Consider the following 15,194-nt stretch of genomic DNA (forward strand, 5'->3'; position numbering starts at 1 on the left):
AAGCTATACTAATTGTACCGATACTCATTCGGCCAGTTTGAACAATTGATTAGCTGATAGCAGAGTATTTGAATACTATTTATCAATGGTTATAAATAATTCCAAGTCGTAATGAGATAGTATTCGAAAAATATTTTGAATAAATACGATGATCATAACCAGAATATCGATAATCTTGCACTCGATTATAGTAAAGGCCGATAGGTAATGAAATAGAACTCGAAATTTTAATTGGATAACTCAATCCAAACAAAGAATAAAAATCAAAAAATGAACGGATTCCTGATTCTGATATGATATCGCTATCTCTATAGCGAGTGATAATATTATCTTGATGAGCGTAATAAGCTCCACAACCCAAGTAAAGAATTTGGAAAATCGAGCCCACTGCATACACAGCAATATCGTATCGTTTATCGGATGTTGTGATACTGGAAAGAGCGTCTGGAGGATCGAATTTGTAATATGTTAATTCCAGGAAGCCGTAAAGTTGAAAAATGGTGTAAGATTTTCCAATTCCTAAGCGTAAATTATAAATAGGTTCAAAATCACCACTATGAGATCCAAGAACACCATATATACCTGTGTCTAACCAAATATGGCATGCACTCTGATTTGAAAGAGTGTCTTTATTGCTCAACGTAGTAGTCTCTTGTGAAATAGATCTATTCAAAGTGGCTACACTAAAAATTATAAAAAACATTATTATTTTTAACATGGTTTGTTTCCTTACTATATCATCTGATTTTATTGCCATTGGGTATTACCAGTGTAATGCCAGGATTTCAAGCCGCATTCACTTGGCTGATAATCTATAGTGAAACAACACCATTGCTGCAATACTTCTTTCGCAAATTGTTGTGACCAATAAGCATACCATCCATCCCAAATTGCTGATTCAACTCCTGCGTAAGTTGATCCATCTGTTTGATAAGGAAAGAGTAAAACCTGATTTATGCCGAGATTATTTGCATGTCCAAAAAGAGCAGCCATATCATCAGTACTTTGACTAGTATTGATAATTACCATTTTGAAAAGATTTGGCACCCTGCTCATTATATACGACCATTGATCACGAGGATCAATATAGTGGCAGTAATGCCCGCCCCCCCTTTCAAAACGTGTATGGCAACAAACAAACGGCGAAGGAGTAGTTGCTAAGGCTAAATCGACCATAGCTCCAATATCTCCTTTGTCACCATATAGATACCAGTCGCAATCATGAAAATCAGATTCGGTAATTGTAAGCGTGCCCCCCCGACTAGCTATGTAAGGAGCAGATGCAAGTACAAGCCACTGTAAACTATTATATATTGGCTCATCAATATAAAACCGTTTTACGCCGTGTGAGACTGCACTATCGATTGTCTGTTGCCATCCGTCCGGATGCAAGCTAACAATAATACTATCTAAGGAATAACCATATGAATGTAATTGGCTGATTGATGCTGGGTTTCTAGTATGTATCATCCTACAACCATACTGGTTATAATAATTTTGATTTCTGTTCATATTGTCGTCGTACATCACGCCAATGTATTTTCCATTGAGTGGTCGAAATAAATTTTGTGACTGCCAATAATTCCTGAATACCAAATAACGTCCATCTTCACAATATGCTCTCATCGGAATTGGTTTGAGCAAAGGTTGTTTTTCTGCGTTCTGCGATGTATCTTTTTGAGAAGCTATGACGCTAGATGTTGGTGTTCCTCTGTCTTCTTTTTCGCAACACATTATAAGAAGACAAAGTAAGATAATGAAAGATAGTTTTAATACCTTTAGTTTCGTAGAATAAGTATTCATAGTTTGATTCCCCCTAATTGAATGGATAATATTTTTACATCAATAATTAATAATTCAAAGATATATTCGATGCAATTGATAGTGCAATCATAACTTGTCATATTTTAATAAATGGTCTGTCATCATTAAAGAATAGAATTCAAAGCATCGGCCTCTCGTGTGATAACCTCCAATTGCCACACTCTCTGCTCGAGAGATTAATGAAAGTTATTCTTTCTATCAAGATTTATTATACCATTTTTTATGTCGTATTTTAACAAGTGATCTGTCACAGATTTAGCTACAGGGATTAGCATTTATTTTCGGACTAAAGATATCAGAGTTATTCTTCGTTTTAGAGACAGGGACTGTGTTTCTTTTATAGTATGGCACTCCAATAAACCAATCCTAGATACATTTCATAAATTTTATCAATTAAATAAAAATATGATGATCTTAAAGAGAGGGTGAAATGAAAGAAAGATGGATCCGAAGAATCCTAAAGATCAATCCACTCTACGAAAGATAGAACCTCGACTCGAGCATATTGCATTGAATATATCTGATCCCATGGCGGCTGCAAAATGGTATTGTGAACGCTTGGGAATGAAGGTGATGAGAAAGGGGCCACCGCCGGTGAATGCACATTTTATCAGTGATTCTGCTGGCAATATGATTCTTGAGTTATACAGCAATACAACCGCCCCGGTCATTGATTATGCGTCTCTCAATCCGCTTTGTCTTCACATTGCTTTTATTGCAAACGATCTGAAAGTTATTCGCGATACACTCGTTATCGATGGTGCAAAAGTGGTCGATGACATTGAAACCATTCCTAATGGCGATCAAATTTTAATGATGCGCGATCCTTGGGGACTTTCTCTTCAGTTTGTTAAACGCGCTGAACCGATGTTGAAGTAACAAAGTGAAATAGGTGAAAAACGAACGCCAGATTCTAACAAGAACCTGGCGTTTTTTTAACGAGAATGAGGGCAATATTCGGTAGTGACTCAGTTTAATACAATTGATTATGATGCCAGTCCCGACTGCTTTAAGCAGTCGGGATTCCTGACATTCAATAATATCGGTCATGACAGCCGGAGGCCTCTGAATAATGCAAGCGTTAGCTTGCAACAATATTCTTGTCATTCCCTCCTGACCGCACAAAATTGAGCCGCTATCCAATATTCAATCTATCTGTTCCCATTCCTCAAAATATGCTTCGGGATGCTGGCATGCCGGACAATTTACAGGAGGAGTTTTCCCTTCATGAATGTAACCGCAGTTCCGGCATTTCCATCGAACGACTTTTTCTCTTTTAAAGACAGTTCCGCTTTCCACTTGTTTATGCAGCTTTCGGTACCGTGCTTCATGATGTTTTTCGACAAGTGCGATCGTACGGAACGCAACAGCAATCTCAGAAAATCCTTCTTTTTTTGCGACTTCGGCAAAATGCGGATACAGTTTTGTGTGTTCTTCTTGCTCTCCATCCGCCGCCGCTTTTAGATTATCTTTCGTTGTACCGATGACACCCGCCGGATACGATGCAGTGATTTCGACTTCGCCACCTTCAAGAAATTTAAAGAATCTTTTGGCATGCTCTTTCTCGTTATCAGCGGTCTCTAAAAAGATTGCGGCGATCTGTTCGTAACCCTCTTTTTTTGCAGCAGAAGCGAAAAAAGTGTAGCGATTTCGTGCTTGAGATTCTCCGGCGAATGCCGCCAAGAGATTCTTTTCTGTTTGTGTTCCATGTAGACTTGGCATTTAATATCTCCTTTCAATTAATTGATAGTCATAATGTGTCATTCGTGTTACGTCTAACACAGGAAATATTGCCACGACCTTTGGCAACGCCATCCCTTCGGGACAGATCGTGGAATTAATATCTCAATAAAATCTAGGCTTTAGCCAAAACGATTCTCTATGTGGCTAAAGCCATTAAATGGTTCGCTCTAAACCACGACGTAAACATCGTGGCTATAAATAAATATACTTTACAGATGAACGGTTAATTTCCCAATTACATCAGCTATGCCGAATGGACAGTATATCCCCATCTTTTACAATATATTCTTTTCCTTCAAGCCGCCATTGTCCGAGTTCTCTTGTCTTTGCAAAAGAACCTCCGGCGGCGATGAAGTGCTCATAGGAGACAACTTCCGCACGTATAAATTTTGCAAAAAAGTCGGAATGGATTACGCCGGCCGCTTCCTGTGCTGTCATTCCTTTTTTGATGGTCCATGCCCTGCATTCATCTTCGCCAACCGTAAAGAAGGATTGAAGTCCAAGTAAAGCGTACGCTTCGCGAATTAACGTGTTGAGTGCGGATTCTTTTATTCCGTATTCTTCCATGAAAACTTTTGCTTCATCATCCGCCAGCTCGGACATTTCCATTTCAATCTTACCGAAGAAAGAAACCACTTTCGTATTCTTTCCTTCTTTCTTTTCGGCAACTTGCTTGACGAGAGAATCCATTTCGTTCCGCTGAGTTTCATCTAAGTTTAACGCGATAAGCATAGGTTTCATGGAAAGAAGCTGGTAGGTTTTGAGCAGGTGCAGTTCATCCTTCGTGAATGCGGTTTCGCGTAATGGTTTCTCTGATTCAAGTATCTGCTTGCATTTCTCTAATACCGGCAGTTCACGCTTGGCAAGTTCATCCTGCATTTTCATAAGTTGTTTCTTGATGCGTTCGATACGCGTTTCGACAAGGGAAAGATCAGAAAGAATAAACTCTGTTTCAAACACATCGAGATCCCGCAGAACGTTGATGGAACTGTCGGGATGCGGGACAGCCTCGTTTGCAAATAAGCGAACAACCTGCACCAGTGCATCGTTTGTTTTTACATTGGAGAGAAAATTGGTAGAAAACTGCGTTGAACCGGACTCGCCCTTTTTCAATCCTACCACATCGACAAATTCGATCGTAGCATGCACGGTGCTTTTTGGAAGGAAAATTTCAGAACATTTGTCCAGCCGGATGTCAGGAATTTTCACAACAGCGTGATGCGCTTCTGCCTTAGCAAGGGCCGTCGGGTCAATATGAGTTTTTGTGATGGTTTGAAACAATGTGGATTTCCCGCAGAACGGAATGCCAACAATTCCTATTTGCATAAGAGGACTTTCAAAGTGTTTAAAATGGTTGGAATAATATACGATAAAATTTGAAAGGAGAAAGCAAATGAATTACACGAATTTACGCATCATCCTAGTGCTGTCAGGACTTTCGTCCTGACAGATAGAAATCATCTAGTAAGTGCAGGATTTAATATCTCTTGTAATGTCAGGAGGGAACTCCTGACATCACCTGGAACAATTTCTTCATGTTCTTCTGTAGAATGGGTGAAATTGTGATGAGTTATTGTGATTGGAATTCCCAATGACTATATTTTTGGTAAATAACACGGAATTCAATATCTGCCATTACAACGGACACTATGAGGGATTTGAATAAGAAGGAAACAGCAAGCTCATGAAAGATGATAAGCCGCTTCTGGTACGATGTCCCAATTGCAAACAAATGCGCGAACCGGATTTTAATGAAACCACGCGCCGTTATGTATGTCCTCTATGCTCCGCTCCGCTCGATGCTCAAGTCATTATCGAAAAAAAGAAACGCGGGTTGAAGTGACTATTTGGAAGGAATTCAAAGTATAAAAGCGTAGAGTCCGATGATCACATCGGACAAAACAATACATACACAATCCGATAAGTGATCGGATTCTACGTTATTTAATCCCTGCTACTTGTTGGCTTCGATTTATGCTCGGAGAAATATCCGACATCTTTCTACGTTTCAACTCAGGTAGATGTCGGATATTTGCCTACTCGCGATTACTCCGCCAACGGATAGCCAAGTGCTTCATGTGTTACCTCTCCGACCGCTTATAGCGATCGGAGAGGTTCATGGTGAGAACCTTATGTCTTTTTAAACTCTGCAACCAATTGCTGTAAAACATTCTTCACACATCAAGAAAAAGAAGCGCGGGTTGAAGGAATGAATGAAGTAGAAAGAGAATATCACCTCTCCGACCGCTTACAGCGATCGGAGAGGTTCATGGTGAGAACCTTATGTCTTTTTAAACTCTGCAACCAACTGCTGTAAAACATTCTTCGCATCACCGAATAACATCTTGGTATTTTCTTGATAGAAGAGCGGATTTTCGATACCGGCAAATCCGGTTGCCATCGAACGCTTCATCACAATAACTGTCCGCGCTTTATCGACATCAATAATCGGCATGCCGTAGATCGGGCTCCCTTTATCTGTGCGCGCCGCAGGATTGACGACGTCGTTTGCACCAATCACAATGGCAACATCGACCGTGTCCATCGTGGGATTGATCACTTCCATTTCCTGCAATTGATCGTAGGATACATTTGCTTCAGCAAGCAATACATTCATGTGTCCAGGCATGCGTCCTGCGACCGGGTGAATAGCATACTCAACTTTCGTTCCGCGTTTTTCCAGTTCATCACTGAGTTCGCGAACTGCATGCTGCGCTTGCGCCACTGCCATGCCATATCCCGGAACGATGACCACACGGTCTGCTTGTTCAAGAATAAACTTTGCATCTTCCACATTTATTTTTGTTATAGGCCGGTCTTCATGGAGTGTCGAAGTGTCGACTTGTACAGTACCAACCGCACCAAAGAGTATGTTCGCGAACGACCGGTTCATCGCTTTGCTCATAATGATGGAAAGAATAAATCCTGATGAGCCATCCAATGAACCGGCGATGATAAGCACTTTATTATTGATGGCAAATCCCGTCGCAGCGGCAGCAAGTCCTGCATACGAATTCATCAGCGATAAAACCACCGGCATATCTGCTCCTCCAATGGGCATGACAATAAAAATGCCGATGAGAAACGAGAGTGCAATCATTAAGCCGAACACAAGAGCATTTTGGGGGAAGAAAACGAGATAGACAAACATTCCAATCGTAACAAAAAAGAGCAAAATGTTGACGAAGTTCTGTCCTTTGTATGTCATAGGTTCGCTTCGCAACACTCCTTGCAGCTTTCCGAATGCCATCAAACTTCCCGTAACCGTAAGCGAACCGAAGAGCACTTCAAATCCTAACGCTCCCATAAGTCCGCTGGTAATTTCCGATCCCTTTACGACGAATTCATTGATACCGACAAGCACAGCGGCAAGTGCACCGAATGCATGCGAAATTGCAATTCGCTGTGGCATTGCCGTCATCGGCATGAAGATTGCCATCGCAGTGCCGATCGCGGAACCAATCACAAGACCGATGAGAATCCATTGCCATGTCACAATATTTTGACCGAGCAGTGTTCCGACGACTGCCATCAGCATACCAATTTCTGCATAATGCATACCACGGCGCGCTGATTCTGGATGGCCGAGTCCCTTCAATCCCATGATAAAGAGGACGGAGGCGATGATGTACGTTATTTCGAGCGGGTAGTTAATCATTGCTGTTTCCGCTCCTTCCGTTTGAACATTTTCAACATTCGTTCGGTAATCATAAATCCGCCGACGACATTGATCGTAGCGGCTGTCACGGCGACGAGTCCGAGCATTTGACTGACGAACTGATCGCTTCCAGCGGCGACGAGTGAACCGACAAGCGAAATTCCGGAGATCGCATTGGTTGCGGACATCAACGGAGTGTGCAGTGTTGGTGTCACGCGTTTGATAACCTCAAAGCCAACAAACCCGGCGAGGATGAGTATATAAAATGATTCAATGAGGGGGAACATATCGCATTATCCTTTTTGAGATTTCTTTTCTTCCGTGTGCGGTGCAAAGGTGGGATGTACGATAGCGCCGCCGTGTGTAATCAAACATCCTTTGATGATATCGTCGTCGAGCTTTAGTTCAAATTCCTTTTTCTCTTTATTCCAAAATTCTTCAAAGAGATTGGTGAGATTGTTGGCATACATTTGACTGGCGTTCATAGCCACACGAGCAGGCATATTTGCCATACCGATAATCTTGACGCCGTTCTTATCGATGATCTTGCCTAGAACTGCGCCTTCAACGTTCCCGCCTGTTTCAATGGCGAGATCGATAACAACGGAACCCGGCTTCATTGCGGCAATCATATCTTTCGTCACGATGACTGGAGCTTTGCGTCCGAAGACTTGTGCTGTCGTAATGACGATATCGGCCTGTGCGCAATATTGTTTCATAACATCTCGCTGTTTTTTCAACTGCTCTTCCGTTAACGCTTTCGCATATCCTTGAGCAGTTTGTCCGGTTTCACCGAGGTCGACTTCAACAAATTTAGCCCCGAGCGAAAGAACATCGTTTTTTGCAATGGGGCGGGTGTCGAATGCATCTACTTTTGCACCGAGACGCCGCGCAGTTGCAATCGCTTGCAGTCCTGCAACGCCCGCGCCGATGATAAACACTTTCGACGGCTGTAATGTGCCAGCAGGTGTCATCATCATTGGAAAAATTTTGTGCAGATGATCTGCTGCGAGAATCACTGCGGCATATCCCGCAAGACTTGCCTGCGAACTCAACGCATCCATTTTCTGCGCGCGTGTCACGCGCGGAATCATTTCCATCGATATTGCTGAAATTTTCTGTTTCGCAAGAGCTGCAAGTAGTTTGGGTTCGTTAAATGGATCGAGATAACTGACTTGAATCGCTCCCTTTTTCAGAGAGGATACTTCCTTTACATCCGGTTTACGCAAGCGTAAAATGATATCTCCCGACGCAAGAAGTTTTTTACGGTTCTTCTCGATGGAGGCACCGGCTTTTTTATAGTCTTCATCTGCAATGCCGAGTGCGGTGCCGAGTCCAGATTCGATGATAATCTTTGCGCCTTTTTTAACAAGCTTATCGACGTTCTGCGGCAGCATTGCAACGCGCAGCTCGGATGAAGCTTCTTTTGGAATTATTATCTTCATAGGTTATTCTTCTTTAATTTTTCGATATAGCAAATTCCGAATATTTTGTTTGAATATCTACTGCTTTAGCCAATGCGCTGAGAATGAACGTAATTGATAAGGGCAAACGAGTAATATTAAAGATCATCAAAGTTTTGAACAGGTAAAGAGTGATGATGAAAAAAACTTCCTTTATTACTATTGAGAACCTTGGTTTGAGTCATTTCGAATAGGGAATATTGCATTTTATGGAATGGGTTGTATGTATATTATTTTACGACCCCACCTTTATGAGGCTGTCTAAAAAGTCCGGAGTTGTCATGCTGTCCCGACTTTGTCGGGATCACCATCTGTTTTTTATGTAAATATTTAGACCCCAAAACACTTGCCTGCGTGCCGATGCACTTCGGCAGGCAGGAGTTCGGGGTGACATTTTCTTTCTTTTTGAACAACCCCAAATTAAATCTTAGGAGGGGGGCATAATACAATATCTTTTTTTGGAAATGGTACCAGATTATCGCATCCTCCAAAGTCTTGCAAGTTCAAATACTGCAATTCCGTATGCCACTGCTACATTCAACGATTGCTTGATGCCATACATCGGAATCTCTATCGCCAGATCACAAAGCTCAATAACTTCTTTTGATACGCCGCTAATCTCGTTGCCAATAACAAGACAAAGTGGAAAATCGGCTGTCTTGATATCGTTGTAATGAATACTTTTATCAGTTAACTCTAAACAACAAATTTTGTAACCGCGTTCCTTCAAACTTATAATAGTTTCAATGGGATGCTTAGTGTATTCCCAAGGAATACTCTTCGTAGAACCAAGCGCTGTCTTTTCGATTTCCTTACGCGGTGGATGCGGTGTGTAACCGGCAAGTATGAGCTTCTCAATCATTGCGCCATCAGATGTTCGGAAGATAGAACCGACATTGTATAAACTTCGAACATTATCTACCAGAACAATCAATGGAATGCGTGAGGCACTTTCGACTTGATTCTCCGGTACACGTTTCGTAGAAATTTCTGCATGCGTGAGTTTTCTCATAATAAAAGATAGGCAAAAAAGGAGGGAAATGAAAAAAGCACAGTGGTTTTTCCACATAGTTAATTATCAAAATAATAGATTCCCGACAGGAACATTCGGGAATGACAAAACGAAAAATGAGTGTCATTCCCGCGGATTGTAAGCGGGAATCCAAAACGGCCAACTACGAAAAAAGAGGTGTTGATATTTCTCAATGCAATTTCTTTTAAAATTCCCTATACTCCCATCAGTGTGGTTGTAGAGAAGTTCTTGAACAAGGAGAAATCTCAAATCCATGATCAAGCACTTAGTGATTCTCGGTATCCTTATATTTCTTTTTTTGGCAAGCATCTTGAGTTCAGCAGAGGTTACGGCTGTCTTCGAGGCAGTGTGGGATGGTCCGTTTTTCACCACCATGTTGGGAAAATTAGGAGGATATCTCCCCGATCAATTCTTTTTCAGTGAATCGACATGGAAGAATAGGAGAGGGCAGGAAGAATTCTTCATAGCGCTTGATGATAATGGAGGAAAAGCATGGGCTCGCATTCACTCCGACACGTCGAAAGCATCGGCAGTGTGGCTTCCCAGAAAATCTGTAGAGATTTTGAATAACGATGTCGTCCGGTTTGTGAGAACACTTCGAATTATGTTTAAGGATTCTTCGCGTCATGCAATGCGTGGAATGTTTATTTTCGGCAAGAGAAAGCTCGCTGCAGAAGCTGCGGAGTTCAAACTTTCACAAGATGAAGAACTGAAATTCGGACATGCGCGTGCCTTCAATGTCCTCACATTTGACACAACAGGAACCCCCGATATCAGAGGGCGAGTGGTGACAGATTATGATGGCGCTCTTTATTATCGAAAGGTGTCAATCCATCTCCCGGATGACGAAATAGAAGTCACGCTAGAGGAACAAAAAGAAAAATAATGCAGCGAAATCCAGTACATACTAAGGTTCATCCTTTCACACTGGTTCTGGGTGGAGGAGGGGCGCGCGGGTTGGCACATATTGGAATTCTCAAAGCTCTTGAGAAAATCGGGTTCGTGCCATCATTGATTGTCGGTACCAGCATGGGAGCTGTGGTGGGCGGCATGTACGCACAACTAAAAAGTGCAGATGCCGTGGAAAAGAAATTCAGAAAATTCCTGGAAGGATCTTTCTATAAACGGATCGGATTGGAACAATTTTCAGACACAGATACCAAAAGTTCTCGCTCGGTGTGGGAGAGATTTGCCACGCACTTGCGTCAAAGATATTTCATATCAAAGTCCGCATTGGGTAACGGGAAGTTTGCACAAACAACATTAATTCAATCGTTGAACTTTCTTCTTGAAGAAGGAGATATCAGCGGCCTGTCTCTTCGTTTTGCCGCTGTGGCAAGCGATATAGCATCCGGTAAAGAGTATGTGTTCTCCTCCGGTTCCATCATCACTGCTGTTGCAGCAAGTTCTGCAATCCCCGGTATTATCGCACCACTTGAGATAGATCATCGCCAATTCGTTGATGGTAAAGTCACGAGTACGATTCCTGTGCCGGCTGCTCGTTCGTTGTCGAAGGATCCCATCATTGCTGTTGATGTCCGGCAATCTCTAGGCAGGTATGAGAACCATCAACATGGATATGAGATTGTCATGCGAGCAAGTGAAGTCACGAATAACAAGCTTGATGACATCCAGCTGCAGCACGCTGATATTATTCTCAAACCGGACGTAGAGATAATCACCTGGAATGAATTTCACCGCATCGATCAATGTATTCTTGCAGGGGAACAAACCGTCGAAGAGAATCTTCAGCGAATAAAGTATAGATTTGTGGGAAGTAAATTCCAAATTGCCTTGAGAAGATTTATGAGCCCTCGTAGTAAGTGAGATAACCTCGTTCCCAAACTCCGTTTGGGAACGGACGGCAAGATCGACTTGGGAGTACGAGTGGAAGCGGAGCTTCTGCAATTGCGATCCCAAGCAGAGCTTCGGATCGAGAATACGGGATGAAGCTTCCGCGCTGTTCTTGACACTGTTTTAACCTCGTTCCCAAACTCCGTTTGGGAACTGACAGCATTGAAGATCGACTTGGGAGTAAGCGTGGAAGCGGAGCTTCCGGCAGTTGCGATCCCAAGCAGAGCTTGGGATCGAGAATAAAGAAATTAACTTCGTTCCCAAACTCCGCTTGGGAACGGACGGCATTGAAGATCGACTTGGGAGTACGAGTGGAAGCGGAGCTTCTGCAATTGCGATCCCAAGCAGAGCTTCGGATCGAGAATAAAGAAATTAACCTCGTTCCCAAACTCCGTTTGGGAACGGACAGCATAGAAGATCGACTTGGGAGTACGAGTGGAAGCGGAGCTTCTGCAATTGCGATCCCAAGCAGAGCTTGGGATCGAGAATAAAGAAATTAACCTCGTTCCCAAACTCCGTTTGGGAACAGACGGCAAGATCGACTTGGGAGTACGAGTGGAAGCGGAGCTTCTGCAATTGCGATCCCAAGCAGAGCTTCGGATCGAGAATACGGGATGAAGATTGCGGGCTGTTCTTGACACTGTTTAAAGTATTATCTACATTCTTTCGCTCTTCCATCACGATCAAATCAATTAAGGAGGAAACCCGCATGTCAAAGAAGAAAATAATTCTTATTTGTTGGGGGATATTATTCCTTGCGCCCGCGCTCCTCTTCGCACAAAAGTATCATATCTACTCGACAAAACTTTCAAATGGCCTGGAAGTTATTGCTATAGAAAACCCTGTTGTCCCTCTTGTGACCATTGAGTTGGATGTTCGAAACGGCTCGTATACCGAATCACCGGAGTATAACGGTCTTTCGCATCTCTACGAACACATGTTTTTCAAGGCGAATGCTGCGATCCCCACCCAGGAGAAATACCTCGAGCGTATGCAGGAACTGGGCATGGAATGGAACGGCACAACAGGCGAGGAGCGCGTCAACTACTTCTTTACTTTCGGAAAAGACAATCTGAAAGAAGGATTCGAGTTTATGAAAGCCGCCGCGATGACGCCGTTATTCCTTCAGCCGGAACTGGAGCGTGAGCGCGCGGTCGTCATAGGGGAATATGACCGCAATGAGGCAAGCCCGTACTATTATTTGTACCGTGATATGAATAAGAAATTATGGTATAAATATTACAGCAGAAAAAATCCGCTCGGCGAGCGCGAGGTTATTTTAAATTGCGACCAGAAGAAAATGCAAACGATCCAGAATCGGTATTATATTCCCAACAATTCCGCGTTGCTGCTTGCAGGGGCTGTTCGTCATGAAGAAATCTTCAAGCTCGCGGAACAATATTTTGGAGAATGGAAAAAGGGAGATGATCCGTTCAAGTTATATCCGATTCCCGATCATCCACCTCTTATGAAAACCGATACGTTCATCGTGGAAAAGCCGGTGAACGCCATTATGATACAAATCGGATGGCACGGCCCCTCCATAACGAAAGACATCAAATCGACGTATGCAGCCGATGTGATGAGTTTTATTCTCGGCCAGCGGGATTCTCAATTTCAGAAGCGGCTGATTGAAAGCGGCTTGTGTATGTTTGCCGGACTGTCGTATTATTCTCTCGACCATACGGGACCGATCACCGTTCAGGCACAAACGACGGTCGACAAATACGCCGAAGCTGAAAAAGCGCTGTTCGGCGAGATCGGCAAATTAACGCAACCCGATTATTACACGGATGAACAGTTAGCGAACGCAAAGACTCAATTGGAAATTAGTGAGATGTATTCCCACGAGCGTCCATCGGCATTCGTTCATACGGTAGGATTCTGGTGGTCGGTCGCTCACGGGTTGGATTATTATCTGGATTATGTCGATAATTTGCGAAAGGTCTCGCGAAGCGACATCAATGAGTACGTAAAAAAGTACATTCAGAACGCTCCGTACATCAAGGGCCTGCTGATGTCTTCGGAAGATAGGAAAAAAGTGTTTCCACAGTAAAACGGTCAATGCAATAAAGTATAATCAAGGAGTGTATGTATGAGAACATATCGATTCCTCACAGCGGCCGTTGTTTCTCTGACGTTCCTCATGCTTGCGGCTTCTTCTGCGGCGGCACAATCGCCGGAAGAATTCTCCGTCAACGGCCTCAAAGTAATTTTAAAAGCAAATCCGGCGAACGATATCATTTCAGCACAGTTGTATCTGCGCGGCGGTGTCCTCAATATCAGTGACTCGACGCAGGGTATTGAACCGCTCATTTTTGAGATTGCAGAAAAAGGGAGTAAAAAATATCCGAAAGAAGCACTCTTTCAAATTCTTGACCGGACGGCGGCAAGTATCACAAACACGTCGACACACGATTACAGCTCCATCTCGCTGCGTTGTCTCAAACGTCAGTTCGATGAACTGTGGGATGTCTTTGCCGATGTGGTGATGAATCCTGCATTCAAAGAAGAGGATGTAAAGCTTGTGAGAGATACAAAACTTGTTAATATCCGGCAGCGCAAGGATAATCCGGATAATTATCTCAGGGAACTGTCCAATGAATTTTTCTACCAGGGACATGCATACCGGTTAAATCCTGATGGGATAGAATCATCTGTTTCAGCCATAAGCGTTGAACAAATGAAGAACCATCTGCGCGATAATTTGAACACGTCGAAGCTGTTGCTGGTGGTTGTCGGAAATACGACAAAAGAAGAATTGACTGCGAAGTTGAAGGCCACATTCGGCAAACTTCCTCAGGGAGAGTATACCGCACCTGTGATTTCTCCGGTTCAGCATTCGTCTGCAGGTTTGAAAGTGGTAGAGCAGAAAATGCCGACCAATTATATCCGCGGAACTTTTTCTGTGCCGAATCAGTCCGACCCGGAGTATTATGCGATGAGAGTTGCTATAAATGTATTGGACTTTCGGTTGTTCGAAGAGGTGCGGACAAAAAGGAACCTTTCCTATGCGCCATACTCCGTGATAGCGAACGAAATGGTCAATCGGGCATTCATTTATGTCACAACGGTACAACCTGATACGACAATAAAAGTGATGTTCGCAGAGATGAAGAAATTGCAGACGGAACCTCTTACGGCAAAAGTACTGAAAGATCGGGTTGCATTGTTTTTGACGGAGTATTATACGGGCAACGAAACAAATAGTGCCCAGGCAGATTTTCTCGCAAGCTGTGAAATTATCGGGAAAGGATGGAAAATGGGGGAATCATTTATCGAACAAATTCAACGCGTCACTGCCGCGGATATTCAACAAGTTGCCAACAAATATTTCCGCAACATTCAAATGGTCGTCATCGGTGATCCAAAGGTTATAGACACAAAGATATTCACTTCGATGTGATCGGAATTAATCGTGTACGCATGAAAACGCCTGGTACTCCACCGGGCGTTTTTTTATGATAGGCAGTGAAGTTCGTGTTAGTCCATGTATCATGGAGACAGTAAAGTTGTATTCATTAAAGGAGTTTGTCGATGGCATTGTTGAGCAATTGCGGGAATGGATTGAAGCTCATGTGACACAGCAAAAAGACTAACTGTCCCCTCTTGAGAGGGG

At 43.0% G+C, this 15,194-nt stretch carries 17 protein-coding genes; 9 read left to right on the forward strand and 8 right to left on the reverse strand.

What is annotated here, in order from left to right; translation table 11 throughout:
• Positions 1-82: 82 nt before the first annotated feature.
• A complete protein-coding gene (locus NTX44_09730; GenBank protein MCX6121886.1) occupies positions 83-757 on the reverse strand; it encodes a hypothetical protein in 675 nt (224 codons plus the stop codon).
• Entirely contained in the window at positions 748-1,803 is a 1,056-nt protein-coding gene (locus tag NTX44_09735) for a hypothetical protein (GenBank protein ID MCX6121887.1), read from the reverse strand. Before NTX44_09735 ends, NTX44_09730 begins: the two co-directional genes overlap by 10 nt.
• 462 nt (positions 1,804-2,265) lie before the next feature.
• Between NTX44_09735 and NTX44_09740 the strand changes: the two genes are divergently transcribed.
• A complete protein-coding gene (locus tag NTX44_09740; GenBank protein MCX6121888.1) occupies positions 2,266-2,703 on the forward strand; it encodes a VOC family protein in 438 nt (145 codons plus the stop codon).
• 267 nt (positions 2,704-2,970) lie between these two features.
• On the opposite strand, the gene NTX44_09745 is transcribed toward NTX44_09740, so the two are convergent.
• Together NTX44_09745 and ychF are read right to left on the reverse strand one after the other, a co-directional pair.
• On the reverse strand, positions 2,971-3,546 hold the full coding sequence (locus tag NTX44_09745; protein MCX6121889.1) for a rubrerythrin family protein: 576 nt from the start codon (positions 3,544-3,546) through the stop codon (positions 2,971-2,973).
• Positions 3,547-3,807: 261 nt separating this feature from the next.
• Positions 3,808-4,893 (reverse strand): redox-regulated ATPase YchF, encoded by a 1,086-nt coding sequence (gene ychF, locus NTX44_09750; protein ID MCX6121890.1) that lies wholly within the window; start codon positions 4,891-4,893, stop codon positions 3,808-3,810.
• Between the two features lie 358 nt (positions 4,894-5,251).
• On the opposite strand from ychF, the gene NTX44_09755 reads away from it, so the two are divergent.
• Complete coding sequence (locus tag NTX44_09755) at positions 5,252-5,410, forward strand: hypothetical protein (protein MCX6121891.1); 159 nt, start codon at positions 5,252-5,254, stop codon at positions 5,408-5,410.
• Between the two features lie 438 nt (positions 5,411-5,848).
• Here NTX44_09755 and NTX44_09760 read toward each other — a convergent pair whose 3' ends face one another.
• The 4 genes from NTX44_09760 to NTX44_09775 form a co-directional block, all read right to left on the reverse strand.
• Positions 5,849-7,225, reverse strand: coding sequence for an NAD(P)(+) transhydrogenase (Re/Si-specific) subunit beta (locus NTX44_09760; protein ID MCX6121892.1), 1,377 nt, complete (start codon positions 7,223-7,225; stop codon positions 5,849-5,851).
• Entirely contained in the window at positions 7,222-7,512 is a 291-nt protein-coding gene (locus tag NTX44_09765; protein MCX6121893.1) for an NAD(P) transhydrogenase subunit alpha, read from the reverse strand. The genes NTX44_09760 and NTX44_09765 overlap by 4 nt, the downstream gene beginning before the upstream one ends.
• 6 nt (positions 7,513-7,518) lie before the next feature.
• Positions 7,519-8,670 (reverse strand): Re/Si-specific NAD(P)(+) transhydrogenase subunit alpha, encoded by a 1,152-nt coding sequence (locus NTX44_09770; protein MCX6121894.1) that lies wholly within the window; start codon positions 8,668-8,670, stop codon positions 7,519-7,521.
• Positions 8,671-9,163: 493 nt separating this feature from the next.
• Positions 9,164-9,700 (reverse strand): RNA methyltransferase, encoded by a 537-nt coding sequence (locus tag NTX44_09775; GenBank protein MCX6121895.1) that lies wholly within the window; start codon positions 9,698-9,700, stop codon positions 9,164-9,166.
• Between the two features lie 274 nt (positions 9,701-9,974).
• Here NTX44_09775 and NTX44_09780 point away from each other — a divergent pair, with 274 nt between their 5' ends.
• From NTX44_09780 to NTX44_09810, 7 genes are all read left to right on the forward strand, one after another.
• Positions 9,975-10,607 (forward strand): hypothetical protein, encoded by a 633-nt coding sequence (locus tag NTX44_09780; protein ID MCX6121896.1) that lies wholly within the window; start codon positions 9,975-9,977, stop codon positions 10,605-10,607.
• Positions 10,607-11,548, forward strand: coding sequence for a patatin-like phospholipase family protein (locus NTX44_09785; GenBank protein MCX6121897.1), 942 nt, complete (start codon positions 10,607-10,609; stop codon positions 11,546-11,548). The genes NTX44_09780 and NTX44_09785 overlap by 1 nt, the downstream gene beginning before the upstream one ends.
• 235 nt (positions 11,549-11,783) lie before the next feature.
• Positions 11,784-11,942 (forward strand): hypothetical protein, encoded by a 159-nt coding sequence (locus tag NTX44_09790; GenBank protein ID MCX6121898.1) that lies wholly within the window; start codon positions 11,784-11,786, stop codon positions 11,940-11,942.
• Positions 11,943-11,998: 56 nt separating this feature from the next.
• Positions 11,999-12,193: a hypothetical protein gene (locus NTX44_09795; GenBank protein ID MCX6121899.1), complete on the forward strand. Its 195-nt coding sequence runs from the start codon at positions 11,999-12,001 to the stop codon at positions 12,191-12,193.
• 91 nt (positions 12,194-12,284) lie between these two features.
• On the forward strand, positions 12,285-13,631 hold the full coding sequence (locus tag NTX44_09800; GenBank protein MCX6121900.1) for a pitrilysin family protein: 1,347 nt from the start codon (positions 12,285-12,287) through the stop codon (positions 13,629-13,631).
• A 39-nt stretch (positions 13,632-13,670) separates the two neighbouring features.
• Positions 13,671-14,981: a pitrilysin family protein gene (locus NTX44_09805; protein MCX6121901.1), complete on the forward strand. Its 1,311-nt coding sequence runs from the start codon at positions 13,671-13,673 to the stop codon at positions 14,979-14,981.
• Positions 14,982-15,036: 55 nt separating this feature from the next.
• Positions 15,037-15,174 (forward strand): hypothetical protein, encoded by a 138-nt coding sequence (locus NTX44_09810; GenBank protein ID MCX6121902.1) that lies wholly within the window; start codon positions 15,037-15,039, stop codon positions 15,172-15,174.
• Positions 15,175-15,194 lie beyond the last annotated feature (20 nt).

Source organism: Ignavibacteriales bacterium (assembly GCA_026390575.1).
Lineage (GTDB): Bacteria > Bacteroidota > Ignavibacteria > UBA10030 > UBA10030 > Fen-1298.

What these genes read in the sequence shown, in the direction of transcription:
- NTX44_09810 (MCX6121902.1), top strand. Translation starts at nt 15,037, where the DNA reads ATGATAGGCAGTGAAGTTCGTGTTAGTCCATGTATCATGGAGACAGTA.
- NTX44_09780 (MCX6121896.1), top strand. Translation starts at nt 9,975, where the DNA reads ATGATCAAGCACTTAGTGATTCTCGGTATCCTTATATTTCTTTTTTTG.
- NTX44_09735 (MCX6121887.1), bottom strand. Translation starts at nt 1,803, where the DNA reads ATGAATACTTATTCTACGAAACTAAAGGTATTAAAACTATCTTTCATT.
- NTX44_09730 (MCX6121886.1), bottom strand. Translation starts at nt 757, where the DNA reads ATGGCAATAAAATCAGATGATATAGTAAGGAAACAAACCATGTTAAAA.
- NTX44_09765 (MCX6121893.1), bottom strand. Translation starts at nt 7,512, where the DNA reads ATGTTCCCCCTCATTGAATCATTTTATATACTCATCCTCGCCGGGTTT.
- NTX44_09745 (MCX6121889.1), bottom strand. Translation starts at nt 3,546, where the DNA reads ATGCCAAGTCTACATGGAACACAAACAGAAAAGAATCTCTTGGCGGCA.
- NTX44_09740 (MCX6121888.1), top strand. Translation starts at nt 2,266, where the DNA reads ATGGATCCGAAGAATCCTAAAGATCAATCCACTCTACGAAAGATAGAA.
- NTX44_09775 (MCX6121895.1), bottom strand. Translation starts at nt 9,700, where the DNA reads ATGAGAAAACTCACGCATGCAGAAATTTCTACGAAACGTGTACCGGAG.
- NTX44_09800 (MCX6121900.1), top strand. Translation starts at nt 12,285, where the DNA reads ATGTCAAAGAAGAAAATAATTCTTATTTGTTGGGGGATATTATTCCTT.
- NTX44_09785 (MCX6121897.1), top strand. Translation starts at nt 10,607, where the DNA reads ATGCAGCGAAATCCAGTACATACTAAGGTTCATCCTTTCACACTGGTT.
- NTX44_09770 (MCX6121894.1), bottom strand. Translation starts at nt 8,670, where the DNA reads ATGAAGATAATAATTCCAAAAGAAGCTTCATCCGAGCTGCGCGTTGCA.
- NTX44_09760 (MCX6121892.1), bottom strand. Translation starts at nt 7,225, where the DNA reads ATGATTAACTACCCGCTCGAAATAACGTACATCATCGCCTCCGTCCTC.
- NTX44_09805 (MCX6121901.1), top strand. Translation starts at nt 13,671, where the DNA reads ATGAGAACATATCGATTCCTCACAGCGGCCGTTGTTTCTCTGACGTTC.
- ychF (MCX6121890.1), bottom strand. Translation starts at nt 4,893, where the DNA reads ATGCAAATAGGAATTGTTGGCATTCCGTTCTGCGGGAAATCCACATTG.
- NTX44_09755 (MCX6121891.1), top strand. Translation starts at nt 5,252, where the DNA reads ATGAAAGATGATAAGCCGCTTCTGGTACGATGTCCCAATTGCAAACAA.